This window comes from Spongiactinospora sp. TRM90649, from assembly GCF_029382225.1.
Classification (GTDB): domain Bacteria; phylum Actinomycetota; class Actinomycetes; order Streptosporangiales; family Streptosporangiaceae; genus Spongiactinospora.
In genome coordinates this window covers 129777-156249 of record NZ_JARLTC010000032.1, presented here as the reverse complement: position 1 = coordinate 156249, position 26473 = coordinate 129777, and the positions used below count along the sequence as shown (strand labels likewise).

Annotated in this window: 29 protein-coding genes; 14 read left to right on the top strand and 15 right to left on the bottom strand. The window is 72.0% G+C overall.

All coding sequences use genetic code 11. The annotated features are described in order from the left end of the window. Nucleotides 1-149: 149 nt before the first annotated feature. Nucleotides 150-578 (bottom strand): DUF1579 family protein, encoded by a 429-nt coding sequence (locus tag P3X83_RS32265; RefSeq protein WP_277309081.1) that lies wholly within the window; start codon nucleotides 576-578, stop codon nucleotides 150-152. Nucleotides 579-636: 58 nt separating this feature from the next. Here P3X83_RS32265 and P3X83_RS32260 point away from each other — a divergent pair, with 58 nt between their 5' ends. Together P3X83_RS32260 and P3X83_RS32255 are read left to right on the top strand one after the other, a co-directional pair. Next, nucleotides 637-951, top strand: a complete 315-nt coding sequence (locus tag P3X83_RS32260) for a metalloregulator ArsR/SmtB family transcription factor (protein ID WP_277309080.1) — start codon at nucleotides 637-639, stop codon at nucleotides 949-951. After that, nucleotides 948-1394 (top strand): SRPBCC domain-containing protein, encoded by a 447-nt coding sequence (locus P3X83_RS32255; protein WP_277309079.1) that lies wholly within the window; start codon nucleotides 948-950, stop codon nucleotides 1392-1394. The genes P3X83_RS32260 and P3X83_RS32255 overlap by 4 nt, the downstream gene beginning before the upstream one ends. Here the strand turns inward: P3X83_RS32255 and P3X83_RS32250 are convergent. The 4 genes from P3X83_RS32250 to P3X83_RS32235 are packed head-to-tail and all read right to left on the bottom strand — an operon-like array spanning nucleotide 1329 to nucleotide 2868. Next, nucleotides 1329-1637, bottom strand: a complete 309-nt coding sequence (locus P3X83_RS32250) for a TIGR02452 family protein (protein ID WP_346742766.1) — start codon at nucleotides 1635-1637, stop codon at nucleotides 1329-1331. The two genes, P3X83_RS32255 and P3X83_RS32250, sit on opposite strands and share 66 nt — an antisense overlap. Before the next feature lie 22 nt (nucleotides 1638-1659). Beyond that, entirely contained in the window at nucleotides 1660-1839 is a 180-nt protein-coding gene (locus tag P3X83_RS32245) for a DUF6203 family protein (protein ID WP_277309078.1), read from the bottom strand. A 31-nt stretch (nucleotides 1840-1870) separates the two neighbouring features. Next, nucleotides 1871-2161: a hypothetical protein gene (locus P3X83_RS32240; RefSeq protein ID WP_277309077.1), complete on the bottom strand. Its 291-nt coding sequence runs from the start codon at nucleotides 2159-2161 to the stop codon at nucleotides 1871-1873. A 29-nt stretch (nucleotides 2162-2190) separates the two neighbouring features. Beyond that, the gene (locus tag P3X83_RS32235) at nucleotides 2191-2868 is read right to left on the bottom strand and encodes a DUF998 domain-containing protein (RefSeq protein ID WP_277309076.1); all 678 of its coding nucleotides are present in this window, start codon (nucleotides 2866-2868) and stop codon (nucleotides 2191-2193) included. A 229-nt stretch (nucleotides 2869-3097) separates the two neighbouring features. Between P3X83_RS32235 and P3X83_RS32230 the strand changes: the two genes are divergently transcribed. Further along, entirely contained in the window at nucleotides 3098-4087 is a 990-nt protein-coding gene (locus P3X83_RS32230; protein WP_346742765.1) for an aldo/keto reductase, read from the top strand. Nucleotides 4088-4106: 19 nt separating this feature from the next. On the opposite strand, the gene P3X83_RS32225 is transcribed toward P3X83_RS32230, so the two are convergent. The 6 genes from P3X83_RS32225 to P3X83_RS32200 all read right to left on the bottom strand — a co-directional run bounded on the left by P3X83_RS32225 (nucleotide 4107) and on the right by P3X83_RS32200 (nucleotide 9595). Further along, complete coding sequence (locus P3X83_RS32225) at nucleotides 4107-4547, bottom strand: protocatechuate 3,4-dioxygenase subunit alpha (RefSeq protein WP_277309075.1); 441 nt, start codon at nucleotides 4545-4547, stop codon at nucleotides 4107-4109. Further along, nucleotides 4547-5203, bottom strand: coding sequence for a protocatechuate 3,4-dioxygenase subunit beta (gene pcaH, locus P3X83_RS32220; protein WP_277309074.1), 657 nt, complete (start codon nucleotides 5201-5203; stop codon nucleotides 4547-4549). The genes P3X83_RS32225 and pcaH overlap by 1 nt, the downstream gene beginning before the upstream one ends. Before the next feature lie 17 nt (nucleotides 5204-5220). Further along, nucleotides 5221-6390 carry a 4-hydroxybenzoate 3-monooxygenase gene (gene pobA, locus P3X83_RS32215; protein ID WP_277309073.1) on the bottom strand — a complete coding sequence of 390 codons (1170 nt, stop codon included), beginning with the start codon at nucleotides 6388-6390 and terminating at the stop codon, nucleotides 5221-5223. A 67-nt stretch (nucleotides 6391-6457) separates the two neighbouring features. Then, nucleotides 6458-7198, bottom strand: coding sequence for an IclR family transcriptional regulator (locus P3X83_RS32210; protein WP_277309072.1), 741 nt, complete (start codon nucleotides 7196-7198; stop codon nucleotides 6458-6460). A 10-nt stretch (nucleotides 7199-7208) separates the two neighbouring features. After that, the gene (locus P3X83_RS32205; protein WP_277309071.1) at nucleotides 7209-8138 is read right to left on the bottom strand and encodes an aminoglycoside phosphotransferase family protein; all 930 of its coding nucleotides are present in this window, start codon (nucleotides 8136-8138) and stop codon (nucleotides 7209-7211) included. After that, the gene (locus P3X83_RS32200; protein ID WP_277309070.1) at nucleotides 8135-9595 is read right to left on the bottom strand and encodes a helix-turn-helix transcriptional regulator; all 1461 of its coding nucleotides are present in this window, start codon (nucleotides 9593-9595) and stop codon (nucleotides 8135-8137) included. Before P3X83_RS32200 ends, P3X83_RS32205 begins: the two co-directional genes overlap by 4 nt. A 245-nt stretch (nucleotides 9596-9840) precedes the next feature. Here P3X83_RS32200 and P3X83_RS32195 point away from each other — a divergent pair, with 245 nt between their 5' ends. Continuing rightward, nucleotides 9841-10137, top strand: coding sequence for a hypothetical protein (locus tag P3X83_RS32195; RefSeq protein ID WP_277309069.1), 297 nt, complete (start codon nucleotides 9841-9843; stop codon nucleotides 10135-10137). Nucleotides 10138-10361: 224 nt separating this feature from the next. Here the strand turns inward: P3X83_RS32195 and P3X83_RS32190 are convergent, their stop codons facing one another. After that, entirely contained in the window at nucleotides 10362-11093 is a 732-nt protein-coding gene (locus P3X83_RS32190) for a DUF427 domain-containing protein (protein WP_277309068.1), read from the bottom strand. Between the two features lie 131 nt (nucleotides 11094-11224). Between P3X83_RS32190 and P3X83_RS32185 the strand changes: the two genes are divergently transcribed. Then, nucleotides 11225-12310 carry a M12 family metallopeptidase gene (locus P3X83_RS32185; RefSeq protein WP_277309067.1) on the top strand — a complete coding sequence of 362 codons (1086 nt, stop codon included), beginning with the start codon at nucleotides 11225-11227 and terminating at the stop codon, nucleotides 12308-12310. Nucleotides 12311-12667: 357 nt separating this feature from the next. On the opposite strand, the gene P3X83_RS32180 is transcribed toward P3X83_RS32185, so the two are convergent. After that, nucleotides 12668-12874, bottom strand: coding sequence for a hypothetical protein (locus P3X83_RS32180; protein ID WP_277309066.1), 207 nt, complete (start codon nucleotides 12872-12874; stop codon nucleotides 12668-12670). Between the two features lie 107 nt (nucleotides 12875-12981). Between P3X83_RS32180 and P3X83_RS32175 the strand changes: the two genes are divergently transcribed. Beyond that, nucleotides 12982-13410, top strand: coding sequence for a hypothetical protein (locus tag P3X83_RS32175; protein ID WP_277309064.1), 429 nt, complete (start codon nucleotides 12982-12984; stop codon nucleotides 13408-13410). A 197-nt stretch (nucleotides 13411-13607) separates the two neighbouring features. Next, the gene (locus P3X83_RS32170; RefSeq protein WP_277309063.1) at nucleotides 13608-15110 is read left to right on the top strand and encodes a DUF2079 domain-containing protein; all 1503 of its coding nucleotides are present in this window, start codon (nucleotides 13608-13610) and stop codon (nucleotides 15108-15110) included. A gap of 7 nt (nucleotides 15111-15117) precedes the next feature. Here the strand turns inward: P3X83_RS32170 and P3X83_RS32165 are convergent, their stop codons facing one another. Continuing rightward, nucleotides 15118-16236, bottom strand: a complete 1119-nt coding sequence (locus P3X83_RS32165; protein ID WP_277309062.1) for a glycosyltransferase family 4 protein — start codon at nucleotides 16234-16236, stop codon at nucleotides 15118-15120. A gap of 102 nt (nucleotides 16237-16338) precedes the next feature. On the opposite strand from P3X83_RS32165, the gene P3X83_RS32160 reads away from it, so the two are divergent. From P3X83_RS32160 to P3X83_RS32150, 3 genes are all read left to right on the top strand, one after another. Further along, on the top strand, nucleotides 16339-17163 hold the full coding sequence (locus P3X83_RS32160; protein ID WP_277309061.1) for a PIG-L family deacetylase: 825 nt from the start codon (nucleotides 16339-16341) through the stop codon (nucleotides 17161-17163). A gap of 60 nt (nucleotides 17164-17223) precedes the next feature. Further along, entirely contained in the window at nucleotides 17224-18354 is a 1131-nt protein-coding gene (locus P3X83_RS32155; protein WP_277309060.1) for a lysylphosphatidylglycerol synthase transmembrane domain-containing protein, read from the top strand. Nucleotides 18355-18476: 122 nt separating this feature from the next. Then, entirely contained in the window at nucleotides 18477-21866 is a 3390-nt protein-coding gene (locus tag P3X83_RS32150; RefSeq protein ID WP_277309059.1) for a BTAD domain-containing putative transcriptional regulator, read from the top strand. Nucleotides 21867-21900: 34 nt separating this feature from the next. On the opposite strand, the gene P3X83_RS32145 is transcribed toward P3X83_RS32150, so the two are convergent. Continuing rightward, on the bottom strand, nucleotides 21901-22542 hold the full coding sequence (locus P3X83_RS32145) for a hypothetical protein (protein ID WP_277309058.1): 642 nt from the start codon (nucleotides 22540-22542) through the stop codon (nucleotides 21901-21903). Nucleotides 22543-22730: 188 nt separating this feature from the next. On the opposite strand from P3X83_RS32145, the gene P3X83_RS32140 reads away from it, so the two are divergent. The 4 genes from P3X83_RS32140 (at nucleotide 22731) to P3X83_RS32125 (ending at nucleotide 26385) form a co-directional block, all read left to right on the top strand. Next, the gene (locus P3X83_RS32140) at nucleotides 22731-23282 is read left to right on the top strand and encodes a VTT domain-containing protein (protein ID WP_277309057.1); all 552 of its coding nucleotides are present in this window, start codon (nucleotides 22731-22733) and stop codon (nucleotides 23280-23282) included. Between the two features lie 4 nt (nucleotides 23283-23286). Further along, nucleotides 23287-24174 carry a serine hydrolase gene (locus tag P3X83_RS32135; RefSeq protein WP_277309056.1) on the top strand — a complete coding sequence of 296 codons (888 nt, stop codon included), beginning with the start codon at nucleotides 23287-23289 and terminating at the stop codon, nucleotides 24172-24174. 83 nt (nucleotides 24175-24257) lie between these two features. Continuing rightward, nucleotides 24258-24566, top strand: coding sequence for a hypothetical protein (locus tag P3X83_RS32130; protein ID WP_277309055.1), 309 nt, complete (start codon nucleotides 24258-24260; stop codon nucleotides 24564-24566). A 262-nt stretch (nucleotides 24567-24828) separates the two neighbouring features. After that, nucleotides 24829-26385 (top strand): glycosyl hydrolase family 18 protein, encoded by a 1557-nt coding sequence (locus P3X83_RS32125; RefSeq protein ID WP_277309054.1) that lies wholly within the window; start codon nucleotides 24829-24831, stop codon nucleotides 26383-26385. Nucleotides 26386-26473 lie beyond the last annotated feature (88 nt).

Sequence of the window (26473 nt, the reverse complement as noted above, 5' to 3'; positions counted from 1 at the left end):
CGTGTGTTCGTCATGGTTGACGCTCCCCCCGAAGCGTTAAGGTGATCCACCTAAGTCGTTTACCCATGGTGATCATTCCACACTTAGAGTGATACCCCCGCTGGTCTGCCTGGACCGGGGCTGGAGCACGACAGGCTGACTGGGGCCGGTCAGGGTTCCTTGGTGAAGGTCATGTCCATCCAGTGGGTCCAGGTGGAGGTAGAGGTCAGGCGGTCCCAGCGGGCGCGCATGGTGTCGGGGGTGATGGTGAGGGTGGCTCGGGTGGTGGGGCCGGTGAAGGTCCAGGTGTCGCCGGCGCGGGTGGCGTCCATGGTGGTGAAGGCGCCCTGGTGGTCGAAGGCGCGCATGGGGTAGGAGGCGGTGGCGGGGTCGTAGGGGCCGATCATCTCGATGGCCCTGACCTCTTCGCCGCCCATGAGCACGTCGACGTGGTGGACCAGGAACTGCTCGCCGGGGAACCACTCGTAGACGTCGTGGCCGCCGATGTTGACGGACGGGGCCTCCGGGGTGGCGACGGTGCGGCCTTCGGAGCGCCAGCGGCCGATCAGGGCGGCCAGACGGCGGTTCTCGTCATGCATGGGACCCTCCGAGTTTGTAAGAAGTTGCTTAAATACTTACATACCGTATCGTAAGCACGTGGACGAGGCGTTGCGCGCGATCGCGGATCCGACCCGGCGGGCCATCCTCGTGCTGGTGCGCGATCGGGAGGCGCCGGCCGGGGAGATCGCCGGGCGGTTTCCCAGGATGAGCCGTCCCGCCGTCTCACAGCATCTGCGGGTGCTGGTCGGGGCCGGGCTGCTCGATGTGCGGCGCGAGGGCAACCGGCGGTTCTACCGGCTGCGGCCGGGCGGGCTCGCCGAGGCGGCGGCGTTCTTCGCGGACATGTGGGCGAGCCCGCTCGACCGGCTCAAGCGGGCGGCCGAGCGCGAGGAGAAGGAGGAGGGGGCGTGATCGAGCACGTGCTGCGGATCGAGGCGCGTCCCGAGACGGTCTGGGGGTTCCTCACCGATCCGGTACGGCTGGCGCGGTGGTGGGGCGAGGCGCAGGCCGTCCCGGAGCCCGGGGGCGTGCTGCGGGTGCGGATGAGCGGCGGCCCCCGGCCGGTCATGCGCGGCGAGTTCGTGGAGCTGACGCCCTACGAGCGGGTCGTCTTCACCTTCGGCTGGGAAAAGGCCCCGGGGGTGCCCGACCTCCCGCCGGGGTCGTCCCGCGTCGAGATCACGCTCAAGGCCGACGACGGCGCGACGGTGCTGGTCCTGCGGCACACCGGCCTGCCCCCGGGCCTCGCCGGCGAGACCCGCGACGGGTGGGCCGGGCTGCTGGAGGGGCTAGGACGCGCCGCCGGGGGTCCCGAAGGTCCCGGTGAACGCGGCGCGGTTGGCGGAGACGGCTGAGCGGTCCCAGACCGCGAACACCACCCGCTCGAACCCGCCGCCGAACCCCCCGCCGCCGGTCAGGTGGCCGTGGAACGCCTCGGCGACCTCGCGCGGGTCGTTGCGGAACACCCCGCATCCCCACGCGCCGAGGACCAGCCGGCGGGCTCCGTGGTGGGCCGCCACGGCCAGCACGCGCCCCGCGCGCTCGCGCAGTGCGGTCTTGATCCGCTCCGGCGTGATCTCGCGCAACCTGCTCGCCACGGATCCGGATGGTAGGCCGTGATCATCTTCCCGCCCAAACGGTTTTGCGGGGCTCCACGTAATGAGGGTCGGCGGCGGCGTGTTCGCGGCGTTTGCGTTCGCGGCGGCGGTGGCCGAGGTACCAGCCCGCGACCAGGGCCGCCGCGCCGAGCGGCGTGCGGAGCAGCTTGCGGGCGAAGATGAGCTTCAGGAGACTCTTCATCCGATCGCCCCTACCCGAGGGCGACCGGCCCTCACTCGCGCGGCAGGCAGGCCGGGCGGAGCAGTGCGAAGGCGCGGTCCACCATGGCGATCCGGTCGCCCCGGCCGCCCGCGCCGGCCCAGGCGTGGGACACGGCGTCGAGCGCCGCCCCGGCCGCCGCCGTCACGAGGTCGGTGGTGAAGGCGTCGAGGCCGTGTCCCCCGTGGCCCCCGTGGCCCCCGTGGCCCCCGTGGCCCCCGTGGCCCGCGAGCGTGCTCGACGAGCGGGTCCGCGACCGGGTGCGGGCGCTCTGCGAGACCCTCGGCGCGGACTCGGCGAACACCGCCGCGTAGGCCGGACGGCTCAGGCGGCTCAGGCGGCCACCGGCGCGGGGCGCTCGGCGCGCTCGGCCGCCGGGGTCAGGATGCCCTTGGCGCGGACCAGCAGGTCGCGGCCGAGCAGGACCAGCACCCCCAGCTCGGTGACGACGACCAGGCGCTGGGTGAGGCCCGCGGGGATGTCCTCGTTGCTCATCGGAATGCCCGCGAACCGCAGCGCGTACGGCACCAGCACGCTCACCAGGCAGACCAGCGCGATCCCGCTGAGCACGCGTATCGCGACGGCCGAGCGGTCACGGCCGAGCAGCCGGGCCGGCAGCAGCCCCGCGAGCGGCATGGCGAGGAACGCGACGAGCGCCGCGTAGCGGTGGATCTCCCCCGACATGGACATCGCCAGGCCGGGCGGATCGGTCGGGAAGGTCCCGACGAGGAACATGCACAGACCCCACGCGGCGACGAGCCAGGCAACCCGGCGGCACCCGGCCGCCCGGATCATGGCCGCCGAGAAGAGCGCGGCCCCGATCGCGAAGCTGGTGAGAGAGGCTCCGAGCAGCCACCCTCCGGGCTGGAAGGCGTACTCGCTGATGAGCCCGTGCAGCGGGTCGAGCCCGGTGCCGAGGTGCAGCCCGAGCATACCCGCCGCCCCCACGACGACCGCCGAGAATCCGGTGATGACCAGCCCTTTGAGGTTGGATTGTGCTTTCGTCCCCATGGCTCACCACACTCCCGGCAAGCGCTCGCCCCGGGTATCGGAGATCGCCCCAGAACCGGCCCTGACCGGTCCCTTACCGGATCCCCCAGGGGAGTAGGGCGGGCTCTACCGGGACATGCCTCACATATCACCCTTGACCTGCGATGACTTCACCTATGCTGGGGCAGGCCCTATCAGGGTCGGCCCCGAACTTGACTTGGAGCGCACTCCAGGGGGCAGGGTGGTCCCCATGGAGCGAATGATCAACCGCAGACTGGGGAACGGGGGGCCGGAGGTCGCCGCCATCGGCCTGGGCTGCATGGGAATGTCGGAGTTCTACGGCCCGGCCGACGAGAAGGAGTCGATCGCGGTGATCCACCGCGCGCTGGACCTCGGCGTCGGCTTCCTGGACACCGCCGACATGTACGGCAGAGGCCACAACGAGGAACTCGTCGGCCGCGCCATCGCCGGGCACAGGGACGAGGTGGTACTCGCCACCAAGTTCGGCATCATTCGCGGCGACGACCCGGCGTCCAGAGAGGTGAACAACAGTCCCGCCTACATCCGCGCCGCGTGCGACGCCTCGCTCAAGCGCCTCGGCGTGGACCACATCGACCTGTACTACATGCACCGCCGCAACCCGGACGTGCCCGTCGAGGAGTCGGTGGGCGCGATGGGCGAACTGGTCACGGCGGGCAAGGTGCGCCACCTCGGGCTGTCCGAGGTGAACGCCGACACCCTGCGCAAGGCCGCCGCGACGCACCCGATCGCCGCCCTGCAGAGCGAGTACTCCCTGTTCACCAGGGACATCGAGGAGACCATCCGGCCCACCGCCCGCGAGCTGGGGATCGCGCTGGTGGCCTACTCCCCGATCAGCCGGGGCATCCTGTCGGGCGCCATCGCCTCGCACGACGACCTGAGCGCCGACGACTACCGCAGGTCGGCGCCGCGCACGCAGACCGGGGCGATGGAGCACAACCTGGCGCTGGTCGCCGAGGTCCGCGCCATCGCCGCCGAGGCGGGGTGCACCCCCGCCCAGCTCGCCCTGGCCTGGCTGCTGAGCAGGGGCGACGACGTGATCCCGATCCCGGGGACCAAGCGGATCCGCTACCTGGAGGAGAACACCGCCGCGGCGGACGTGCACCTGACCCCGGACCTGCTCGCCGCCCTGGAAAAGGCCGTTCCGGCGGGAGCGGTGCAGGGTGACCGCTACCCGGACATGACGTCCGTGGAGCTGTGATCTCGGCGGCGAACGCCTCTCACAGCGACAGGAAGACCGTCTCGCCTTCGCCCTGAAGGCGCACGTCGAAGCGGTATGACGCCTCGCCCTCCTGGCGGGCCACGAGCGTCGCGCGCCGTGGCTCGTCGAGGGAGGCCAGGAAGGGATCGCCGTCGGCCAGGTAGATCCGCGTCCACACCGGCTTCAGCAGGCCGCGGGCGAAGACCAGCAGCGGGATGTAGGCGTCGGGCCTGGCCGTACGGAAGAAGTAGCGCCCGTCGTCGTCGGTCGGGGAGCGGCCGAAGATCCCCGGCTGGCAGATCTCCAGCAGCGCGTCCGGCACCGGCTCGCCGGCGCCGTCCAGGACCCTGCCGCTCACCTCGATCGCGTCCGGGTGATCCTCGGGCACGGTGTACGGGCCCTCCGGGTACGGCAGCGCGTATCCGAAGAACGGTCCGACGGTCTGCGACGGCGTCCGCATCACGCCTCCCCCTTGATGACGATGTCCCACTGATAGCCCAGCGCCCACTCCGGCTGGGTGGTCTCCAGGTCGAACCGCGCCACCAGCGGCGACGGGTCGGGCACCGACCCCATGATCGGGTCGTGCTCGAACAGCGGGTCGCCGGGGAAGTACATCTGGGTGACCAGCCGCTGCGCGAACTGGGTGCCGAACACCGAGAAGTGGATGTGCGCGGGCCGCCACGCGTTGGGATGGTTGCGCCAGGGGTAGGCCCCCGGCTTGATCGTGACGAACCGGTACCGGCCCTCGTCGTCGGTCAGGCAGCGGCCGAACCCGGTGAAGTTGGGGTCCAGCGGCGCCGGGTGCCGGTCGCGCTGGTGGGCGTAGCGCCCGGCGGAGTTTGCCTGCCAGACCTCCACCAGCGCGTTGCGCACGGCGCGCCCGTCGTCGTCCAGCAGGCGGCCGGTGACGATGATCCGCTCGCCGAGCGGCTCCCCGTCGTGCCCGAGGGTCAGGTCGTTGTCCAGTTCGCCGACGGCCCGGTGCCCGTAGACGGGGTCGACCAGCTCGATGGCCTCGGGGTCGAGTTTGGCCTCCACCAGCGGCAGCGCCGGCGCGCGCAGCACCGTGCTGGCGTAGGCCGGGTGCAGGTACGGCGGATGCGGGTCGGTTCTCATGTCGGTCCTCCAGATGTTCAGAGGCGGCCCAGGGCCATCCCCACGTAGTTCTCGGCAAGCGTGGTCGCCGCCGCCTCCGACGAGGTCACGTAGTCCAGGTACGAGGTCTGCAGCCGTTCGCCGTAGGCGTCCTCGTCGTCGAAGGTGTGCAGCAGGTGGGTCATCCACCAGGAGAAGTGCTGGGCCCGCCAGACCCGCCGCAGGCAGGTGGCGGAGTAGGAGTCGAGGAGGCCGGTCTCGCCGGTGGCGTACCAGTGCGCCAGGGCGTCGGTCAGCACGGTCACGTCGGCGACCGCCAGGTTGAGGCCCTTGGCCCCGGTGGGCGGCACGATGTGGGCGGCGTCGCCGGCCAGGAAGAGCTTGCCGTGGCGCATCGGCTCGGTGACGAACGAGCGCATCGGGGTGACCGACTTCTCCAGGATCGGGCCCGTGTGCAGGGTGAAGCCGGGGACGGTGGACAGCCGCTCCTTCAGCTCGGCCCAGATCCGCTCGTCCGGCCAGTCCTCCTCCCGCGTGTCCGTCGGGACCTGCAGGTAGAAGCGGCTGACCTCGGGCGAGCGCATGCTGTGCAGCGCGAAGCCCTTGGGGGTCCTGGCGTAGATGAGCTCCTCGGCGGACGGAGGCACCCGGGCCAGCACGCCAAGCCAGGCGAAGGGGTAGTCGCGCTGGAAGGTGGTCAGCGCGTCCTCGGGGATCGACGCGCGGGTCACGCCGTGGAAGCCGTCGCATCCGGCGATCACGTCGCAGTCCAGCCGCTGCCCGTCGCCGTAGGTGATGTACGGCGAGCCGTCCAGGTCGTGGACCCGGACGTCGTCCACCTCGAAGTGGATCTTCCCTTCGGCGGCCAGCCTGGCCTCGATCAGGTCTTTGACGACCTCCTGTTGCCCATAGACGGTGATGTTCCTGCCCGGCACCAGCTTCTCGAAGGCGATGCGGTGGGTGCCGCCGCCGTACCGTAGCTCGATGCCGTCGTGCGGCAGTCCCTCCCGGCGCAGCCGCTCCCCGACGCCCGCCGCGGTGAGGACGTCGACGGTTCCCTGCTCCAGCACGCCCGCGCGGACCCGGCGCTCGCAGTACTCCCTGCTCCGCAGTTCGAGCACCACCGAGTCGATGCCGCGCAGGGCGAGAAGATGGGACAGCAGCAATCCCGCCGGACCGCCGCCGACGATCCCGACCTGTGTTCGCATGAGACGAGCATGCTCTGTCCGATCAAGGTCGCACCCGGTGGTCTTCCGCTGAGCGGAAGACCCCAGCTCAAGAGTTGCCCGCCAGATCGCGGGAAAGCGCGTTCGCCGCACGCGACACGGCGGGGTCGAGCCGCCGCAGGTCGGCGCTGTGCCGCCAGACCACGACGGACAGCGCGGCCACCACCCGCTCGCCCCTGCCGCGCACCGGTGCCGCCGCCGACAGCGTGCCGATCGACATCTCCTCCTGGGTGTGGGCCACCCCGGTGCGGCGGATCTCGGCCAGTTCGGCGCGCAGCCGGGCGGGATCGGTGACCGTGTTCGCGGTGACGGCGGCCAGCGGCCCGGCCATCACCCGCTCCACGAGCTCCTCCTCGGCGAAGGCGAGCAGCACCTTGCCCACCCCGGTCGCGTGCAGCGGCAGCTCGCCCGCCACCCGCGAGAACACCGGCACCGAGTGCGGCCCGCGCAACCGCTCCAGGCACAGCACGCGGTCGCCGGTCAGCACCGCTAGCTGCACGTTCTCCCTGGTCGCGGCGTACAGGTCGGCCATGTACGGCAGCGCCAGCTCACGCAGCTCGCGCAGTTCGGCGGCCTGGGCGCCGATCCGCCACAGCCGCCGCCCCACCCGGTAGGACCCCTCGGGCAGCCGCTCCAGGAAACCGCTCGCGGTCAGCTCGCGGACGAGCCGGTGGCCGGTGGTCAGCGGCACGTCCGCCCGGCGGCAGATCTCGGTGAGGGACAGGCGTACGTCGCCCGGCAGGAAGGCGCCGAGCACCTCGGACACCTTCGCCGCGACGCTCTTGCTCACGAGCCCAACACTACGCGGGCGACATGTACCACCTGGCGTGCCCGTCGCCCTTGGTGAGCGAGTCGAGACGCCGGGGCAGCTCCCGGCGGGAGAACGGGTCGCCGGCCGCGTTGCGGATGTGGATGCCGACGGCGTACATGTCCCTGATCTCCATCAGCGTGGAGTAGCCGGGCCAGGCGCGCAGGTCGCGGCCGTAGGCGGCGGCGAACGCGTCCACGTCCCCGGCGGTCAGGCCGAACCTGCGCTGGCCGTGGTAGGTGTGCACCAGGTCCCACTGGCGCGGGCCGACGGCCACGCCGTCCCAGTCGCACAGCACCACGTGCCCGTCCGCGTGGCGCAGCAGGTTGTCGATCCAGGCGTCGCCGTGCAGCAGCACGTGCGGCCCGATGTCGTCCAGGTCGTCCCAGCGGGCGGTCAGCTCGGCCACCCGGTGGCGCAGCCAGTCGCGCTGGCGGGGGGTGAGCACGCCCGCCTCGTCGGCGGCGGCGCGCTCCACGGTCCTGCGGATGTCGGCCAGCGGGTCGGCGAGCCGCTTGAGCGCGAACGGCGGGACGGGCAACCGGTGCAGGTCGCGCAGGATGCGGCCCAGCTCGGTGGTGGTCGGCCGGCCGCTCGCGGGCACGTAACGCCAGAAGGTGACCACCCGGCCGGACTGCACCACCGGCTGGTCGCCCAGCTCGTCGGCGGGCCGTACGCTCGGGAAGCCGCGCTCGGCCAGCCACCGGGCCACGGCCAGCACCACGGGCGTGCGGGTGAGGGCGTCGGGGGCGGTGGCGATCCGCACCACGATCTCGCCGCGCAGCTTGAACACCGCGTTGCTGCGCACCCGCATCAGGTGGGCCCCCTCGGCGTCGAGCCCCGTCTTCCGGCAGACCTCGCGGAGCACGGCGGTCGCCTCCTCGGCCAGGCTGTTGCGCTCGGGCGAGGTCACAGGCGTCATCGGCACTCCAGCGCGAGCTGCGGGGCGGCGCCGTCGATCATGGCGTTGAGGTGGCGCACCGAGGAGAGCCCGCGCTGCGCGGGCGGGACGGCGGCGAGCAGGGCCCTGGCCCTGATCACCACGATCGAGGTGCGGTGCTCGGGCGGGACGTTCGCCAGGGCCTTCTCGGCGAGCCCGCAGGCGTCGTGGACCTGCCCCTCCCGGGCCAGCCGGATGGCCTGGTCCAGCATGATCAGCGCGGGGTCGATCGTGTACGGCCCGCTCGCGCCCGATTCCCAGTCGTCCATCTGGCCCGCCTCCCCCAGCTCGATCAGCGTGCAGGTGCGGTAGAAGCGAAGTCGTCGTTCGGAGAAGTGGAAGGCCAGGTGGTCGCCGCCCTCCCTGGGCATCCGGGAGAAGATGCGCTCGGCCTCGGCCAGCGCGGTCCTGGCCGCCTTGTGCTCGCCCAGCCTGGCCAGCGCCCTGGCCTCTGCGGCGGCGCCGAGCGCGGCCGGTGAGCTGGGGGCGGAGCCGGCTAACATCCGCGCCTCACGGGCGAGCCTGACGGTCTCGCCGGGGTCGCCGTAGTAGTACGGCAGCATGGCCTGCTGGGCGCGGACCAGGGCGCGCAGCCGCACGTCGCCCATGTCGTCGGAGGCGGTGCGGGCGCTGCCGTACCAGGCGTGGGCCTGACGGGTGTCGCCGAGCTTCATCAGGGCGTCCGCCGACAGCAGCGCGAGCATGGTGGTGGCGTTCAGCAGGCGGCGCTGGGCGACGGCGGGCTGGCGCGCCTCGGCCAGCCTGCGCACGTCGGTCAGCTCCAGCATCAGCCGGTAGAGCATCGGCAGCGGCGCGTTGGTGATGTACTCGCGGCGGTAGCGGATCACCTGCTCGTCCAGCATGTCGAGCTGGTCCTCGGTGACGGACGTGGTGGCGAGCGTGCGGTCGAGGTCCTGCCTGGTGCGCTCCACCTCGGCCAGCATCCGCCCGTTCATGCCGGGGCCCGCGACCAGCAGCGCGTGGTGGAAGAGCGCGCGGCGCTCGGTGTCGTCGCGCTCGCCGTACCAGCGGGTGTGCGGCTCGTGGCGCTCCTCGCCGGAGGGGACCACCACGACCCCGCCGTCGCCGGGCTCCTCGCAGTAGTCGCCGGACAGCCCGAGCCGTACGGCGTTGGCCCGGTAGAGCCTGGCCAGCAGGTCGATGGTCTGGGGGCGGGGCCGCGCCCGGTTGTTCTCCCAGGCGTTGAGCAGGTCGATGCTGGCCCTCGGCTCGCCGAGGCCGTGCTGGGCGCAGAGGTCCTCCAGTTCCTGGATCGCCTGGCGCGCGGACCATCCCCGGGCCAGGCGGTGCGCCTTGAGCAGGCTCACCCCGCAGCAGCCGTGGATCGCCTGCGCGGTCTGCCACGGGGTCCACTGACGGGTTCCGGCCTGCTCCCGCCAGCGACGCGCGCACGCCGGTGAATGTTCCCCTCGGGCCATGGCCCGCCCTCCACCGCTCGCCCTGATGTTTCGCACGATGTTTCACCGATGTTAATCGTGGCGCACCACGCCACTATCGGTCATGTGCTCTCTGTTCCCCAGAATCGCGTATTTTCCACGGATTCCCCAGTCTTTTCCGGGTACTTCCAACGAACACGCGGAACTTAGACGATTGCCGTCGTACCGCATGGAGACGCACCCTGCACTGGTAGCAAACCCTCCTACGCCAGGCAGGAGTGATCGGCATGAGGGCAGACGGCCCACTCGTCAGCGCCGACGCGATAGATCATCTTCAGCGGCTGGCGCTGCAACTGGAGGCGCATGCCTTCCAGGTCGAACTGAAGTCGCGGACGGGCCTGTTTCCCCGGCTGCATGTGATCAACCCGATGGCCCCCGCCAGGTCCGAGGATGTGTTCGCCGCGCATGAGAGCGATGGCGAATGGTGGTTCTGGCTCTCCTGGGCCGGCAGGATCGGGCAGGCGGAGGACGTCACCACCGCCGCCGAGCGGATCGCCAGCGTACTGCACGTGATCCGCCGCTAGGGGGTGCGTACGGCCCGGCCGGGGGGCCGGGCCGTACATCCTCGCGGCGGTGACATGTGCGGTGACATATATCGAGCCCGGACGGGTAACCGAACAGTGCCGGCCCTCCGAGAGGAGTCAGGGATGAAGAGAATTCGCGTGGTCCCGCGGCGTCCGCGGCCGGCGTTCACGGAACGCCCTCTCGACCTCCGTACTCCGTCAGGGCGCGTCCTGCCCTACTGAGATCAACTGAAGGGCGTCTTCGGACGCTCCTGGAGCACGCCGTCGAGGTAGATGTCCACCTTCTCGTTGTAGAAGGAGACCAGCCCGGCGACCTCCCCGCTCTCACGCAGCGGAGTGCGGTACGACCAGGCCAGGTCCTTCTCCCCGGCCACCGACCAGTACTCCGCCCACCCCTTGTACGGGCACCGGGTGACGGTGTCCGTGGGCTCCAGCAGGTCGAGCCTGATGTCGGTCTTGGGCAGGTAGTAGCGGGCGGGTAGACCCGTCTCGAACAGGATCTTCGGGTGGTGCGAGTCGGCCACCGTGACGCCGCCCACCTCCACCCTGACGTGGCGGGAGCTCTCCAGCACGTCCACCCGCGTGTACGGGTCGCGGGCGTGCACGAAGACCTCCACGTCCTCCTCGAACCAGGCGTCCATGGCGTCCCAGTCCAGGCGCACCCGGTCGCGCAGCCGCTCGATCGGCGATTCGGCGTATACGAGCGCCGCGCCCTTCTTGCCGTCCACCGAGTGGACCGCGCCCTCGCCCCGGCTCGGTGAGTGCCGGGTCTCGCCGTCCGGCTCCAGCAGGCCCTCCTCCAGGTCTTCGAGGGGGATGTAGTACGTCGGATAGTGCGGACTCTCCCACACCATCAGCGCGCGCACGGTGTCGGCCACCGGGCGCCCGTTCAGGTAGGCACGCACCCTCTTGGCCGTCGGCTCAAGCCGTACCCGGCCTCGCTGCACAGGCTCCATGTCCGGGTCAACCCCGCCGCTTTCACGGCTGTTCCCCCGGAACGGGTGGGCTTGAGTAGCGGGGTACTCAGGCGCGGGCGCCGTCACAGGCAGAGAGTCGATGCGGACGCACGGCTACTTTGGAGGACCTCATGCCAGACACCACGGTGGCGCTCTGCGGGCTGCCGCCCACCCCCGCCCGCGTCGTACCGGCCGGGCTGTCCAGGAACCGGATGGACGCGATCATCCTCCTGGGCAACAAGTGGGTGAACGGCACCACGCTGCGCTACTACTTCTTCGACGGCGAGTCCGACGGCTCCCGGACGGTCACCTCCGACGGCGCCGAGTTCGTGACGTGGGTCGGCGGCAAGGAGCAGCAGGACGCCGTCCGCGAGAGCTTCGCCGAGTGGAAGGGCCTCGGCATCGGGCTCGACTTCATCGAGGTCTTCGACCGCTCGGAGGCGGAGGTCAGGATCGGGTTCGCGCGCGGCGAGGGCTCCTGGTCCTACGTGGGCCGCGATGTCCTCGGCATCGGCGTCGGCGAGCGCACCATGAACTTCGGCTGGGACCTGACCACGCCCGGCGCGCGGCGCACCGCGCTGCACGAGATCGGCCACACGCTCGGCATGATGCACGAGCACCAGAACCCCTTCGCCGGGATCGTCTGGGACGAGGAGGCCGTTTACGCCGAACTCGGCGGCCCGCCCAACTTCTGGGACAGGGAGAAGACGTTCAACAACATCATCAGGAAGCTGGAGGGGGTCTCCGGCTCGACCTGGGACGCCACCTCGATCATGCACTACCCGTTCCGGCCCGGCCTGATCCTCACCCCCGCCGAGTTCGGGGTGAGCGGCATCAGCCCGCCGGGGACGATCTCCTCCCTCGACGCGGCCTACATCCGCGAGTGGTATCCGGCGATGGACTCGGCGGACTACCCGACGCTCAAGCCGTTCGAGTCCAGGCCGCTGTCGCTGAACGCCGGGCAGCAGGCCGACTACCGCATCCGGCCCGACGCCACCCGCGAGTACACGGTCCGCTCGTTCGGCCCGGCCGACACGGTGACCGTCCTGTTCGAGGAGGTGGACGGCGAGCTGCGCTACCTCGCGGGCGACGACGACGCCGGCCAGCCGCGCAACGCCGAGCTGAAGGTCCGGCTGTTCAAGGGCCGCGAGTACGTGGTGCGCGTGCGTCTCTACACCTCGTGGGAGTCGAACCAGTCGGCGGTCATGTACTGGTGAGCCCGCCCGGGGGCGCGTCGGCGGCCGGACGGTCCGAGTCCGGCGGCGGCGCGCCCCGGCCGACCATCAGGCGGTTGACGAACCACAGCGCCACGCCGACCAGGATCGGGACGGCCGCGCGCGGTGTCGACCAGCATTGTGGCGGTGAAGGCGACGGCCAGGTAGATCACCGCGGCGACGGCCACGCCGCCGAACAGCGCCCTCGGGTAGTCGCGGCGGGGGTCTTTCGCCTCCTCCGCGAGGTTGACCGAATCCTACAAGCCGAGCAGCGCGTAGAAGGCGAGCGCGGTGCCGCCGAGGATCCCGAGGAACGCGCCGTGCACCGGGTGGAACGACAGCGCCCGCGCGGGCTCGCCGTCACCGGCCAGCAGGGCGTAGCGCCGATCGCCACGCCACCACGAACGGCAGCCCCAGCGCCCCGCCCACGTGTCCCGCGACCTTGCCCACCAGCGCGTGGATGCCCGCGCCCAGGATGTCGCCGACCACGAACAGCAGAAGCATCTGGCGGCCGATGACCTTCCTGAGCGCGGGCGGAGCCTCCTCGCCCGCCGCCCCCGTCGTCATGCGGTGCTTCTACCCCTGTAAGCACGATGAAAGTCATTCGCAAGCCGCGCCCCTAACGTAACCTGCGTCGCAATAGCCCCAGGACTCCCAAATCCGAAAGCAGAGCAATGTCTACCGTCCTTATCCGCCGTGTCAGTGTCGCCGCGGCCTCCACCCTCACCGCCGTCGTCCTCGCCTCCTGCGGGTCGTCGGGCGGCAGCCCGACGGCCGACGGCGACTCGACCACCGGCGGCGACTCGGCGGCCGGCGGCAGCTCGGCGGTCTGCGCCGACGCCCAGAAGGTGCTGACCGACTTCAGCACCACGGTCACCGCCAAGATCGCCGACCCGGAGGGCATGAACAAGGCGTTCGCCGACCTGTCCGGCAAGCTCAAGGACCTGGCCGCCAAGGCCGACGGCGAGGCCGCCACGGCGCTGAACGACCTGTCCACCTCGTTCGGCGGGATCAAGATCGACGCGTCGAACCCCACGGCCGCCAACGACGCGGTCACCAAGATGACCGAGGCGGGCACCAAGCTCGCGCAGGCCTGCTCCTAGGCCGACCAGGCCGACCACGCGCGGCCTTACGGCGCTGCGGGGGCGCATGCCGTACGGCCGCGCGTGCGGTCGCGGAACGCCCCCGCGGACATGAGCGAGTAGCCGTGCCGGTCCCAGGCGCGGCGACCGGTACGGCTACTCCCACCACCTACGTGGTGAAATGCCAAGTATGTGAGAGATCTCCTAGTGTGTCCGCCGTGACCATCACCGACGGCACCAGCGCGCCGCCCGCTCCCGGACGGTGGGACCGGCTCGCGAGGGTGTTACCCGACGCCCTGTCCCGCCGCGCGACGGCGGCCCTGCGGGGCCACCGCCCCAGAGTCGCCCTGCTGGTGACCGCCGCCGCCACCGTCTACGCCACCCTCGGCCTGGTCCGCCTCCACACCTTCCGCGCCACCACCTTCGACCTGGTCATCTTCGACCAGGCGGTGCGGGGATACTCGCGGTTCGGCGCCCCCTTCGTGCCCTCACGGGGAGTGACCCTGGACCGGGGCATGGACTATCTCCAGCTCGGCGACCACTTCTCTCCCATCCTGGCCCTGCTCGCGCCGTTCTACTGGATCCACGACGGCCCGGCCACCCTGATCGTGCTCCAGGCCGTGCTCCTCGCCGGGGCCATCCCTTTCCTGTGGCTCTACACCCGCCGAATGCTCGGCACGACGCCGGCCTATCTCGTCGCCGTCGCCTACGCCTTGTCCTGGCCTGTGGCACAGGCGGCCAACTTCGACTTCCACGAGGCCGCCTTCGCCCCGCTGCTCACCGCGATCCTGATCGAGCGCCTGCACGCGCGCAAGGAAACGCATGCCTACATCGCCATGGCCACGCTTCTCCTGGTGAAGGAGGACATGGGCCTGATGGTGATCGGCTTCGGCCTGTTCCTGTTCCTCACCGGCGAACGCCTGGCCGGAGTCTCGTTCGGGCTGATCGGCGGCGGTTGGACCATACTGGTGCGCGGGGTGCTCATCCCCATGGCGGGCGGCGACCCCCGCGACTTCTGGGCCTACGGCCACCTCGCCCCCGACGTTCCCGGCCTCGCGCTGGCCCTGGTGCGGGATCCCCTGGCCCTGTTCCGCCTGCTTTTGGGCGAGGAGACCAAGCTGGACACCGTGCTACTGCTCGCGTGGCCGGCGCTGATGCTCTGCCTGCTCTCCCCTCTGGCTCTGGCCGCGCTGCCGATGGTGATGGAGCGGATGCTGTCCGACCGCGCGCTGTGGTGGGCGGCCGACTTCCACTACAGCGCCTTCACCGTCGTCATCCTGTTCTGTGCCGGGGTGGACGGGCTGGTGCGGTTGCTCGGGTGGATGCGGCGGGAGGACAAGGGGCTGGTCCTGGTCTGGGCGGCGGGGACGCTCGTGGTGGCGCTCACGCTGCTGCCGCGCTTCGCCTTCGACCAGCTCGTGCATCCGACCTTCTACCAGCGGGACGCGCGGGCCTCGGCCGCCGCAAAGGCGGTCGCCAAGGTGCCCTCCGGGGTCGTGGTGGAGACGTCGAACTCGATCGGGCCCGCGCTGAGCTCGCGGACCACGGTCCTGCTGCTGGACCACCAGCCGAGGGGCGCGCCCTGGGTGGTGGCCGACGTGCGCAACGGGGAGTTCCCGTTCGCGTCGGCCGACATCCCGCGCCAGCGGGTGGACGAGCTGGTCGCCGCCGGTTACCGGAAGGTCTTCGAGCGCGAGGGCATCGTGGTGCTCAACCGCTGAGTGGCGCTCAACCGCTGAACGGACGGCCCCGCGCGCGGGACACCGCCTGCTCGTAGCAGCGCTCGAAACCGGCGAGCACCGAGGGCCACGAGCACCGCACCGGCTCGGTCTCGCGGTTGTGCGCGGCGATCCGCTCGCGCAGGCCGGTGTCGGTGGCCAGCCTGGCGATGGAGGCGGCCATCTCCGCGAGGTCGCGGCCGAGCAGCCCCTCCTCGCCGGGCCTGACGAAGTCGGCCACGCCGCTCTGCGCCCGCGCCACCACGGGCACCCCGGCGGCCCGCGCCTCCAGGGCGGCCAGGCCGAAGGACTCCCTGGGCGCCGGGGCCACGAAGACGTCTGCCTCCGCCAGCAGGGCGCGGATCCGCTCGCGCGACAGCCTGCCGGGCAGCTCGACCCAGCCGGTCATCCCCTCGCGCCGCAGATGGCGCTCCATGGAGGCCCTGGCCGGGCCGTCGCCCACGATGGTGGCCCGGAGGCCGGGGGCGCGGCGCTCGGCCGTCTGGAGCATCCTCAGCAGCCGCAGGGGGTGTTTGCGCGGGGCGAGCCTGCCGACGGCGACCACGTGGACGGGATCGCCCGGCGCGGCATGGCGCGCGGGGCCGGTCGGCCGCCAGCCGGAGATGTCGAGGCCGTTGGAGACGACGTGCACCGGCACGCCGCGCCCGGCGACCGCGCGGATGGGCCGCGCGGCGGCCTCGCTGACGGCGGTGCCGACCAGCCCCCAGCGCCGCCAGTCGTAGGTCCCGCCCAGCGCGGCGTAGACGCCCTTGGTCACGGGATCCCACATGCTGTGCACGGTCACGACCAGCGGCAGGCGCGCCCGCGCCGCCGCGCGGGCGGCCATCCAGGCGAACGGCGACACGGCGCCCGCGTGGACGTGGACCACGTCGGGCCGACGCGCGGCCAGCAGCCGCAGCGTCCGCCCGACCCCGAACGGGTGGACCGGCAGGTCGAACGGCATGGGCGCGACGATCCTGTGCACGCCGGGCAGCGGGTCGCCCGGCGTGGCGGTGGCCACTTCGACCTCGTGACCGGACTTCGCCTGGGCCGCCGTGAGATCGGCGACCTGGACCTCGATGCCGCCGAGACGTGGGAGATAGCAGTCGCTGACGTGGAGGATCCTCACCGTCTCAGCGTACGGGGGGATCACACGTCGCGTTCTCCGCCCGGACGGCGGGATAGGGTTTGCTCATACCCCCCGACACGCCGTTGAGCCGCGGGAACGGAGATGAGCGCCATAAGCACAGCAGTCTTCTTCCACGCCCATCCAGATGACGAGGCGCTGCTCACGGCCGGGACCATGGCCATGCTCGCGGCCCAGGGGCACCGGGTCGTGCTGGTGGTGGCCACGGCCGGCGAGCGCGGGCTGGCCGACCTGGCGCCCGGCGAGGCGCTGGGCGAGACCCGCATGTCCGAGCTGTACCGCTCGGCGGCGCTGCTGGGCTGTGCGCGGGTCGTGAAGCTCGGCTACGCCGACTCCGGGCTGAGCGCGGCCGGCGGCCTGGCCTACGACCGTCCGGACAACGCCTTCATCGACGCCGACACCGAGGAGGCCGCCCAGCGGCTCGCCGCGGTGCTCAAGGAGGAGGCCGCCGACCTGGTCACCATCTACGACCCGGCGGGCGGCTACGGCCATCCCGACCACGTGCAGGTCCACCGCGTGGGCAGGCGGGCGGCCGAGATCGCGGGCACGCCGATCGTGCTGGAGGCCACGGTCGATCGCGACCTGCTCCTGCGCGCGCTCCGCCTGGCGGGCCGGTTCTACAAGTTCCCGCCGGAACTCGACCTGCGCACGTTCGAGCGGGCCTACTCCCCCGCCGAGACGATCACCCACCGGGTCAGCGTGGGCCGTTTCGCGCGGCAGAAGCGCGCCAGCATGGCGGCGCACGCAACGCAGGCCACGGGCGGCGACGGCGATCGCACGCTCGGGGTGATGCTGAAGATCCCGCGCCCGTTCTACCGGCTGATATTCCGCACCGAATGGTACGTCCGGCGCGACCTGCCGTCCGGCAGCAGGATGAAACACCCGTTCGAGGCGCCCCCGGAGGGATGACGGATTCGTCCTGTGGGATGAGCACAGCGGGGAATTCCGCAGGGCAGACTGGTGGCCGCCATGAAGAACACCCGGATACAGATCCTTCTGTCCGTCGTCTCGCTCGGCCTGGCGGCCGGACTGATCGTCTTTTTGCCGCAGGTCGTCGGCGCTCTGACCGACAAAGAGGTCTCCTGGGCTCAGATCGGGTCGGAATTCGCCCAGATGAGCCCGCTGATGGTGCTGCTCATGTCGCTCACGTGGCTGGCCAGCCTCGCCGCCTACACGGTGGTGCTGACCTCGTCGCTGCCCGGGCTGACGCATCCGCAGGCGCTCACGCTCAACGCGGGCAGCAGCGCGGTGAGCAACCTGCTGCCGTTCGGCGGGGCGCTCGGCGTGGCGCTGACCTTCGCGATGACCAAGGGGTGGGGGTTCCCGTTCCGGGCCGTCGTGGTCTCCACGCTGACCACCGGCATCTGGAACAACCTGTTCCGCTTCATCCTGCCCGCCGTCGGCATCCTGGCGCTGCTGCTCGCCGGGCGGGTGCCCGACCAGCGGATCGCCCAGGCCGGGTGGGTCGGCGCGCTGTCCATCCTGACGCTCGTCGCGATCGTGGCGCTCGCCCTGTACTGGGACCGCGCCGCCGCCCTGCTCGGGCGCGGCCTGGACGGCTTCGTGCGGGTGCTCCCCCACCGGCTGCGCCCCCGCGAGCACGCCGCCTCCGAGGCGCTGACCCGGCTGCGCGCCGACACCGCGGGCATCGTGCGGCGGCGCTGGCCCGGCCTGACCATCGGCATGATCGCGTTCATGGGCTTCCAGTGGCTCATCATGATCTGCTGTCTGCAGGCCACCGGCGCCTACCCCGGACTCGCCGAGTCGATCGCGGTCTTCGCCCTCTCACGGGTGCTGACCACCGCGCTCGTCACCCCGAGCGGCGCCGGGATCATGGAACTCGGGGTGCTCGCGCTGCTGAACGCCTTCGGTGTGCCGTTGCCCGCCGCGACGGCCGCGGCACTGCTGTTCGGCTTCTGGACCTACACTATCGAGATCCCCTTCGGTGGGCTGGCGCTCGGCGCCTGGTCCCTCTTGCGGAGGCGTGACGGACGAGCAGGTCGGCCATCAGGTCGGAAGGTCGAGGAGGCGGCCCACGTTGAGGACCGCGGTGAGGTCCACGGTGAGGTCCACGGCGACGGAGCCGCGGCACGCGAGTAGCGCATCATCCCCGATGCCCGCGTTCGCCCCCATAGGTGATTTCCATAACATCGGCGTCCGTGGTCACGCCGGCACCGCAATGAGCCGGTACGGCTTGTGCCCCCTTCACGGGCGCGCATAGCGTGGCGGCTGACATGGTGGCGTTCCGCGTGCTTGGGCCGGTCGAGGCGTACGAAGGCGACGACGAGCTCGACCTCGGCGGTCTACGGCAACGCGCCGTGCTCGCCCGGTTACTCGTCGCACGCGGGCAGGTGGTCCCCGTCGACTCCCTGCTCTACGACCTGTGGGACGACGACGCGGCCAAGGGCGCGCAGTCGGGGCTCCAGGTCTACATCTCCCGGCTGCGCCGGGTGCTCGAACCCGGCAGGCCCCGAGGCGGTCCCAACCGCCTGCTGGTCACCGTGGCCTCGGGCTACGCGCTGCGCGTCGCCCCCGACCAGGTGGACGCCCTGCGGTTCGAGGAGATGGTCCGCGCGGCGGGCGAGAACGCCGAGGCCGACGATCCCGCGTCCGCGCGGGCGCGGCTGGCCAAGGCGCTCGGGCTGTGGCGCGGCACCCCCTACTCCGACTTCGCCGAGCAGCCGTGGGCCGAGGCGGAGGTCAACCGGCTCAACGAGCTGCGGCTCGTGGCCAGGGAGCGGCACGCCGACACCGGCCTGCGGCTCGGCATGCCGGCCGAGACGGTCCCCGATCTTGAGGCGCTGACCTCCGAGCACCCGCTGCGCGAGGAGGGCTGGCGGCTGCTGGCCCTCGGCCTCTACCGGGGCGGACGCCAGGGCGACGCCCTCGCCGCGCTGCGCAGGGCCCGCACGATCCTGGCCGACGAGCTGGGCATCGACCCCGGCCCGGCGCTGCGCAAGCTGGAGTCCGACATCCTGGCCCAGTCGCCCGACCTGGAGCTGGCCGGGCCGCCGCAGCGTGCGCGGGCGATGCCCGCCGTCGCCGACACCTGGCCGCCGCGTCCCACGGCCACCGTGCCCGACCTTCCACCGCTGGAGCCCGAGCCCTTCGTCGGCCGGGAGAACGAGCTGGCGCGGCTGGTCACCGCGGCGGGCCGTACCGGCCACTTCACCGTCGCCGTGGTGAGCGGCGACGCGGGCGAGGGCAAGTCCACGCTGGTGCGCAGGCTCGCGCTCACCCTCGGCACCGAGGGCTGGATCGCCGCCGCGGGCGCCTGCCCCGACAGCAGCGCGACCCCGCCGGGCTGGGCCTGGGTGGAGATCCTGCGCAAGCTGGTGTCCACCGTCGGCCCGGGGGAATACGCCCAGCTCCTCGCGCCGCTGCTGGACGACACCGCGCCCGCGCCCGACGACGACATCGCCTCCGGCGGGTTCCGCCTGCACCGGGCCGTCGGCGGCTATCTCGCCGCCGTGGCCAAGGAGTGCCCGCTGCTGCTCGTCCTGGAGGACCTGCACTGGGCCGACGCCCAGACGCTCGCGCTGCTGCGGGCGCTGCCCAGCCTGCTGGCCACCAGCAGGGTGCTGCTCGTGGTCACCGCCAGGGACAGCGAGATCACCGGCGAGCAGGCCGACGTCCTCGCGGCGCTCGCCCGGCTCGGCCCGGTCCGCGTGGGGCTGTCCGGGCTCGACCAGAAGAGCGTCGCCGAGCTGGTCCGCGCCACCTGTGTGCGCGAGGTGGACGAAGACGCCGTCAACACCATCGCCGAACGCACCGGCGGAAACCCGTTCTTCGTGCGCGAGACCGTGCGGCTGCTCGACTCCGAGGCCACCAGGGGGCGCACCACCTCGGCTGAGGTGCTGACCGGCGTGCCGTCCGGCGTGCGCGACGTGCTGCGCCGCCGGATCGCCCGGCTGCCCGGCCCCGCGCAGCAGATCCTGCTCCAGGCGGCCGTCATCGGCCGCGACGTCGACGTCGACCTGCTGGTGGACGTCGCGGGCGACGAGGACGCCGTGGTGGAGGCGGTCGAGGCCGCGCTGCTGGCCGGGCTGGTCACCGAGCCGGGGCCGGGCATGCTCCGCTTCGACCACGACCTGGTCCGCGACACGCTCTACTCCGACGCCTCCCGGCTGCGCAGGACCCGCCTGCACGCCGCGGTGGCCGCGGCCATCGAGCGGCGCAACCCGTCCGACGTCGCCGCGCTCGCCCACCACTTCGACGCTGCGGGGACGGCGGAGACGGCGGCCAAGGCCGTCCACTACGCCAGCCTCGCCGCAGACCAGGCCGAGCGGCGGTTCGCGCACCGCGAGGCGGCCAACCTGTGGCAGCAGGCGATCAACGCGTTCGACCGGTCGGGCCGTACCGAGGGCGAGCAGCACGTCCGGGAGCGGTTGCAGCTCTCGCTGCGGCTGATCAAGGCGCTCGGGCTGTGCGGCGACATGGCGGCGGCGCGCAGGCAGCGCCGGGCCGCCATGGACGCCGCGCTCCCGCTCGGCGACCTCGAACTGACGGCGCGCGTCGCCGCGTCGCTCGCCGTCCCGCACAAGGGCATGGCGCGCGACTTCACCCGCACCGCGTGGGAGATCGTCAACGTCACCGAGAAGGCGCTGATCGAGCTGCCCGCGCAGGAGCAGGCGCTGCGCGCCAGCCTGCTGGCCACGCTCGCGCTGGAGCTGGAGGGCTCGGCCACCGGCCGGGGCCACGAGGCGTCGCTCGAAGCCGAGGAGCTGGCCAGGCTCAGCGGCGACCCCGCGCTGCTGGCGGTGGCGCTCAGCGGGCGGCTGCGCCAGTCCTACGGCATCCCGGCGGTGGGCGAGCGCGAGGCGATCGGGCGCGAGCTGCTGTCGGTCGGCCAGGCGTCCGGGCAGGTCGCCGTGCAGGCGCTGGCCCATCTGGTGCTGATGGAGTGCGCGGCGGCCAGGGGCGACTTCGCCACGGCCGACGCCGAGGTGGCCTCCGCCGAGCAGCTCGCCAGGCAGTACGACCTGCCCGCCCCCGGGGCCGTCGGCGCGTGGTACGCCGGGCAGCGGCGGATGATCGCCGGCGACTACGCCGGGGCGGAGACCGCCTACCGCGAGGCGGCCAGGCTGACCGCGCGGGCCGGCATGCTGGAGGGCCGCCAGGACCTCCCGCTGATCACGTCGTTCTGCCTGCACCTGGTGGACGGCCGCGCCGCCGAGATGGTCGAGCCGCTGTCCGAGGCGCACCAGCGCGGGGCCAAGTGGACCCTCGACGCCTACGCCCTGGCCCTGGCCTCCGCGGGTCACCAGCGCGACGCCCGCGCCGTCGCGGCGGTCCGCACCCCCGTGCGGCCCGACTTCCTCTACGAGCTGACCATGACCTGGCGGGCGCTGACCGGCATGCTGCTGGAGGACCGCATGCGGATGCAGGAGTCCTACGACACCCTGAAGCCGTTCTCCGACCGCATCGCGGGCGCGGGCACCGGCGTGGTCGCGCTGTGGCCGGTGGCGCTGACGCTGGGCGACCTCGCGATCCGTCTGGGCCTCCCGGAGGCCGCGAGAGACCACTACGAGAAGGCCGTGGCGGTCGCCGAACGGGTCGGCGTGCCCCGGTGGGTGGAGGCGTCACGGCGGGCGCTGTCGGCCAATCTGTGACCCGGTGGAAGGCTCCCGGGCGGGCGCGGCGTGGTCAGCAACTGAGCTGGATCCGCTCGCCGCGCACGGCCGAGGGGCCGGTGCCGCCCTCGATGGTCAGCTTGACGCGATACCAGCCGGGGTTGGCGACCACGTTGGTGCTCCACTGGGCCTCGGTCGCGGGGCCGGTGAACCCGGAGACCGTGGTGGCGTAGGACTTCCACTTCCTTGCGGAGTGGCTCCAGCGCTCCAGGCGCCAGCCGTACAGGACGGTGGCGGACGGGTCGGCGCTGTGGATCTCGCCGCGCGCCCGCAGTTCCTTCTCGCACGGGCGCGGGCCGCCGGTGATGCCGACGGTGACCGCGCCGATGTTCGCCGCCGCGCCCGCCGCCTTCATCGCCCCGGCCACCGGCTCGCCGGGCCGCTCGGCGTTCTCGGCGTTCTCGGCGTTCTCGGCGGTGACGATCGGCTCGATGCCGATGACGCCCTCGGGGGTCGTCGCCGGCATGGTGCGGGCGCTGAGCGTCACAATGGTCACCGGGGTGCCGGCCGCCGCCTCCCGCGCGCTGACAGAGGCGCTCTGCGACGCCTCCACCCCCACGTACGCGCCGGTGAAGGTCAACGTGGCGACCAGTAGCTTGACCGCGTTCGCGGCCCCGCTCGCCACCACTGGCACCAGTCTGCTTCGCGGACTCATCGGCCGACACCCCCTCCTCGTTCACCCTCAGGTGTACGGCAAGCGGCTTTAGGTCCGCTTGCCGTCGACTTGCAGTGGCGACTTAGTGTGGATTTCCGGCGTTGCGCCGGTACCGGGATGCACACCGGCGGGACCACGAGGTTAGGCTGTCCTAATATCCGGTGGTGGTGCGGGGGGCGAGGGGGGACATGCGGCTCATGGTGGTGTCCTTCATTCCCGCGCCCACCGAGGCGTCGGTCTTCGGGCTGCCGTTGTGGCTGGTCACGCTCGGCGGCGGCGCGTTGCTGTTCGGAGCGTTCCAGGTCTACTACTGGGTGGGCCGCAGGCTCGGCGAGCGGCTGTACGGCTCCAGGATCGGCGAGCGCATCGGCCGCCACCGCATCGAGGCGGTGGAGAGGGTCGTGGCCCGCTGGGGCGCGCTGGCGGTCTACGCGTGCTTCTGGGTGCCGGTGCTGCGGCACACCCTGCCGTGGGTCGCGGGCGTGCTCCGCGTCACCTATCCGTGGTACGCGGCGGCCAGCGCGCTCGGCTGCCTGACCTGGGTGCCGGTCACCATGTTCGGCCTCTACACGGTGCTGTGGGGCTGGTTCGAACTGGCCGCGCACTCCCCGCTCGCGGCGGCGGGAGCCGCCCTGGTCGTGCCGGCGGCGGTAGCCGCCCTGGTACTGGCGCGCCGCCGCAGGCGTCGCCACGCTGATGCGGAAGCGAAGCCCCCCGCCTCCGCGCGCATGCCACTATGACCGCATGAGCAACGGGGGCTTCCGACTTCTCATCAGCACCGCGGCGCTGGCCGCGACCACGATCGCGGCGGCTCCGCCGCCTCCGCCCGCCGAGGTGACCCCGGTCGCGGCCGCGCCGTCCACGGTGCGGCGCGCGCCCGCCGTGACGGCCCGGGCCGCCTATCTGGTCGACGTCTCGGCGGGCACCGTGCACTACTCCAAGCAGGCGACTCGCCGGATGCCGGTGGCGAGCCTGGCCAAGGTCATGACCGCCTACGTGGTGCTGCGCGAGGGCGGGCTCGGTGACGTCGTGACGATCACCTCGGCCGACGTCCGCCACGCGCTCTCCAACGGGGCCACGACCGCGGCGCTGCGCAAGGGCGAGCGGTTCACCGTGCGCGACCTGCTGTACGCGCTGATGCTGCCGTCGGGGGCCGACGCCGCCCACGCGCTGGCCCGCCGCTACGGGCCGGGCGACCGCGCGTTCGCGGCCAAGATGAACGCGGCGGCGCGCTCGCTCGGGCTGCGCGACACCCGCTACACGAACGCGGACGGCCTGCCGTCCCCCGCCCAGGGCGGCCACTCCACCGCCGCGGACCAGGTGCGCCTGGCCGCGACCGCGCTGCGCGACCCGGTCTTGCGGCAGATCTCCGCCACCAGGCGGCACACCGTGCGCAGGACCTCCGTGCACGGCGCGCACACCTGGCGCAACACCAACGAGCTGCTGGGCTCCACCCGGGGCGCGCTCGGCGTCAAGACCGGATACACCAGGGCCGCCCGCTACTGCCTGCTCTTCGCCGCCGAGCGCGACGGCCGTCTGCTGGTGGGCGCGGTACTGGGCGACACGCAGGCCTCCCGCCGCTTCACGACGGCCCGGACTCTTCTGGAATACGCCTCCGAACCGCTACTGTGAAGCGCCTATTGACGGTCCGTGATCGTCCTCCTATCTTTAGGAAAGTTTCCTAAAGAAAACGAGTGACGCCCACGGGAGTCCCCATGAACGCCAGGAAGTGGTTATCCACCGCGTCCACCGTCGTCTTACTCGGCGCCGGTGCCCTGATCGGCGGCGCGACGAGCGCGTCCGCCGCGCCCACCGGCTGCAGCTACCAGATCGGCGGCATGCAGGCGAGCAGCTACTGCGCGAGCGGCACCGGCGAGCATCGCATCCACGTTCTGCAAAGGCACTTCCTCCCGGAGGTCGGTCTCATCCCCATCGAGGGCCCCTGGGTCCCGGCGGGACAGACCTCACTCACCCGAATCACCGCGCACACGACGGTGGCCGTCTGGATCGACACCCGGGGCTGACCCGGTTCCGGCATCCCGGCCCCGCCGGAGACCCACAAGGCACCGCAGCGGCGCGCGGAGCCGGATGACGGGCAAGGCGGTGCGGTGACCCGCATCGCCGGAAACGGACCCTGCATGGACCCCGCCCCTGACCGATTCCCCCCGGCACCCCGCGAATCCCGCTGCGCGCACGCCCCCATCACCGCGGCGTTCAAACCCCCCGCCGCGCCGTAGACGCCCACCCCCTCATCCCCACGCGGGCGTCAGAAGGGCAACCCCCCAAATGAAGCGAATCTTCCGGTGGCTGGCGGTGGCGGCGTCACTGCTGCTCGCCACAGTCGTCCTCGTCAACCAATCCTCCTCCGCCCAGGCCGCGAACATCCTCCAGAACCCCGGCTTCGAGGCCGGCGGCATCTCTCCGTGGACCTGTACCGGTGGTCTCGGCTCGGTGGTCTCCAGCCCGGTCCGCAGCGGCTCCGGTGCCCTGGCGGGCGCGGCCAGCGGCTCCGACAACGCCCAGTGCACCCAGACGGTGTCCGTGCGGCCCAGCACCGCCTACACCCTGTCGGCCTGGGTCCGGGGCAGCTACGTCTACCTTGGTGTGAACGGCGGCTCGTCCCGCTGGGCCTCCTCGTCCACGTCGTACACGCAGATCAGCATCCCCTTCACCACGACGGCGAACCAGACGACCGCCGTGGTGTTCCTGCACGGCTGGTACGGCCAGGGCACCTACTACGCCGACGACGTCAGCCTCGACGGCCCCGGCGGCCCCACCCCGACCGTCACGCCCACCGTCACCCCCACGGTCACGCCCACGGTGACGCCCACCGTCACCCCCACCGTGACACCGACGGTCACGCCCACCGTGACCCCCACCGGCGATGCGACCTGCGCGGTCAAGGGCCGCCCGGCCGGCAAGGTCATCCAGGGCTACTGGGAGAACTGGGACGGTGCGATCAACGGTGTCCACCCGCCGTTCGGCTGGACCCCGATCAACGACCCGCGTATCAAGCAGCACGGCTACAACGTGATCAACGCCGCGTTCCCGGTCATCCGCTCCGACGGCACCGTGCTGTGGGAGGACGGCATGGACAACACCGTCAAGGTCTCGACCCCGGCCGAGATGTGCGCGGCGAAGGCCGCGGGCGCGACGATCCTGATGTCCATCGGCGGCGCGACCGCGGGCATCGACCTCAGCTCCAGCACGGTCGCCGACCGCTTCGTCGCCACCGTCGTGCCGATCCTGAAGCGGTACAACTTCGACGGCATCGACATCGACATCGAGACCGGGCTCGCCGGCAGTGGCAACATCAACCAGCCCTCCGCCTCCCAGTCGAACCTGATGCGCATCATCGACGGCGTGCTCGCCCAGATGCCGTCCAACTTCGGGCTCACCATGGCGCCCGAGACCGCCTACGTGACCGGCGGCAGCGTGGTCTACGGCTCCATCTGGGGCGCGTACCTGCCGATCATCAAGAAGTACGCGGACAACGGCCGCCTGTGGTGGCTGAACATGCAGTACTACAACGGCAGCATGTACGGCTGCTCCGGCGACTCCTACTCGGCCGGCACCGTGCAGGGCTTCACCGCCCAGACCACCTGCCTCAACAACGGCCTGGTCATCCAGGGCACCACGATCAAGGTGCCCTACGACAAGCAGGTCCCCGGCCTGCCCGCCCAGCCGGGCGCCGGTGGCGGCTACATGAGCCCCGGACTCGTCAGCCAGGCGTGGAACGCCTTCGGCGGCCAGCTCAAGGGCCTGATGACCTGGTCCATCAACTGGGACGGTTCCAGGAACTGGAGCTTCGGCGACAACGTCAGAGGGCTCCAGGGACGCTGATCCCGCAGTGACGACCCGGCGGTGACCCCCGCCGGTGACGAGGCCGCCCCCGCCTGCCGGGGGCGGCCTTCTCATGTGCGGCCCCGGC

Bases quoted from the DNA above. Each gene is read 5' to 3' on its own strand.
- P3X83_RS32230 (WP_346742765.1), top strand. From the start codon at position 3,098: ATGGAGCGAATGATCAACCGCAGACTGGGGAACGGGGGGCCGGAGGTC.
- P3X83_RS32135 (WP_277309056.1), top strand. From the start codon at position 23,287: ATGAGCAACGGGGGCTTCCGACTTCTCATCAGCACCGCGGCGCTGGCC.
- P3X83_RS32130 (WP_277309055.1), top strand. From the start codon at position 24,258: ATGAACGCCAGGAAGTGGTTATCCACCGCGTCCACCGTCGTCTTACTC.
- P3X83_RS32140 (WP_277309057.1), top strand. From the start codon at position 22,731: ATGCGGCTCATGGTGGTGTCCTTCATTCCCGCGCCCACCGAGGCGTCG.
- P3X83_RS32235 (WP_277309076.1), bottom strand. From the start codon at position 2,868: ATGGGGACGAAAGCACAATCCAACCTCAAAGGGCTGGTCATCACCGGA.
- P3X83_RS32195 (WP_277309069.1), top strand. From the start codon at position 9,841: ATGAGGGCAGACGGCCCACTCGTCAGCGCCGACGCGATAGATCATCTT.
- P3X83_RS32225 (WP_277309075.1), bottom strand. From the start codon at position 4,547: ATGCGGACGCCGTCGCAGACCGTCGGACCGTTCTTCGGATACGCGCTG.
- P3X83_RS32190 (WP_277309068.1), bottom strand. From the start codon at position 11,093: ATGGAGCCTGTGCAGCGAGGCCGGGTACGGCTTGAGCCGACGGCCAAG.
- pcaH (WP_277309074.1), bottom strand. From the start codon at position 5,203: ATGAGAACCGACCCGCATCCGCCGTACCTGCACCCGGCCTACGCCAGC.
- P3X83_RS32185 (WP_277309067.1), top strand. From the start codon at position 11,225: ATGCCAGACACCACGGTGGCGCTCTGCGGGCTGCCGCCCACCCCCGCC.
- P3X83_RS32155 (WP_277309060.1), top strand. From the start codon at position 17,224: ATGAAGAACACCCGGATACAGATCCTTCTGTCCGTCGTCTCGCTCGGC.
- P3X83_RS32205 (WP_277309071.1), bottom strand. From the start codon at position 8,138: ATGACGCCTGTGACCTCGCCCGAGCGCAACAGCCTGGCCGAGGAGGCG.
- P3X83_RS32245 (WP_277309078.1), bottom strand. From the start codon at position 1,839: ATGAAGAGTCTCCTGAAGCTCATCTTCGCCCGCAAGCTGCTCCGCACG.
- P3X83_RS32125 (WP_277309054.1), top strand. From the start codon at position 24,829: ATGAAGCGAATCTTCCGGTGGCTGGCGGTGGCGGCGTCACTGCTGCTC.
- P3X83_RS32175 (WP_277309064.1), top strand. From the start codon at position 12,982: ATGTCTACCGTCCTTATCCGCCGTGTCAGTGTCGCCGCGGCCTCCACC.
- P3X83_RS32265 (WP_277309081.1), bottom strand. From the start codon at position 578: ATGCATGACGAGAACCGCCGTCTGGCCGCCCTGATCGGCCGCTGGCGC.
- P3X83_RS32160 (WP_277309061.1), top strand. From the start codon at position 16,339: ATGAGCGCCATAAGCACAGCAGTCTTCTTCCACGCCCATCCAGATGAC.
- pobA (WP_277309073.1), bottom strand. From the start codon at position 6,390: ATGCGAACACAGGTCGGGATCGTCGGCGGCGGTCCGGCGGGATTGCTG.
- P3X83_RS32180 (WP_277309066.1), bottom strand. From the start codon at position 12,874: ATGACGACGGGGGCGGCGGGCGAGGAGGCTCCGCCCGCGCTCAGGAAG.
- P3X83_RS32145 (WP_277309058.1), bottom strand. From the start codon at position 22,542: ATGAGTCCGCGAAGCAGACTGGTGCCAGTGGTGGCGAGCGGGGCCGCG.
- P3X83_RS32200 (WP_277309070.1), bottom strand. From the start codon at position 9,595: ATGGCCCGAGGGGAACATTCACCGGCGTGCGCGCGTCGCTGGCGGGAG.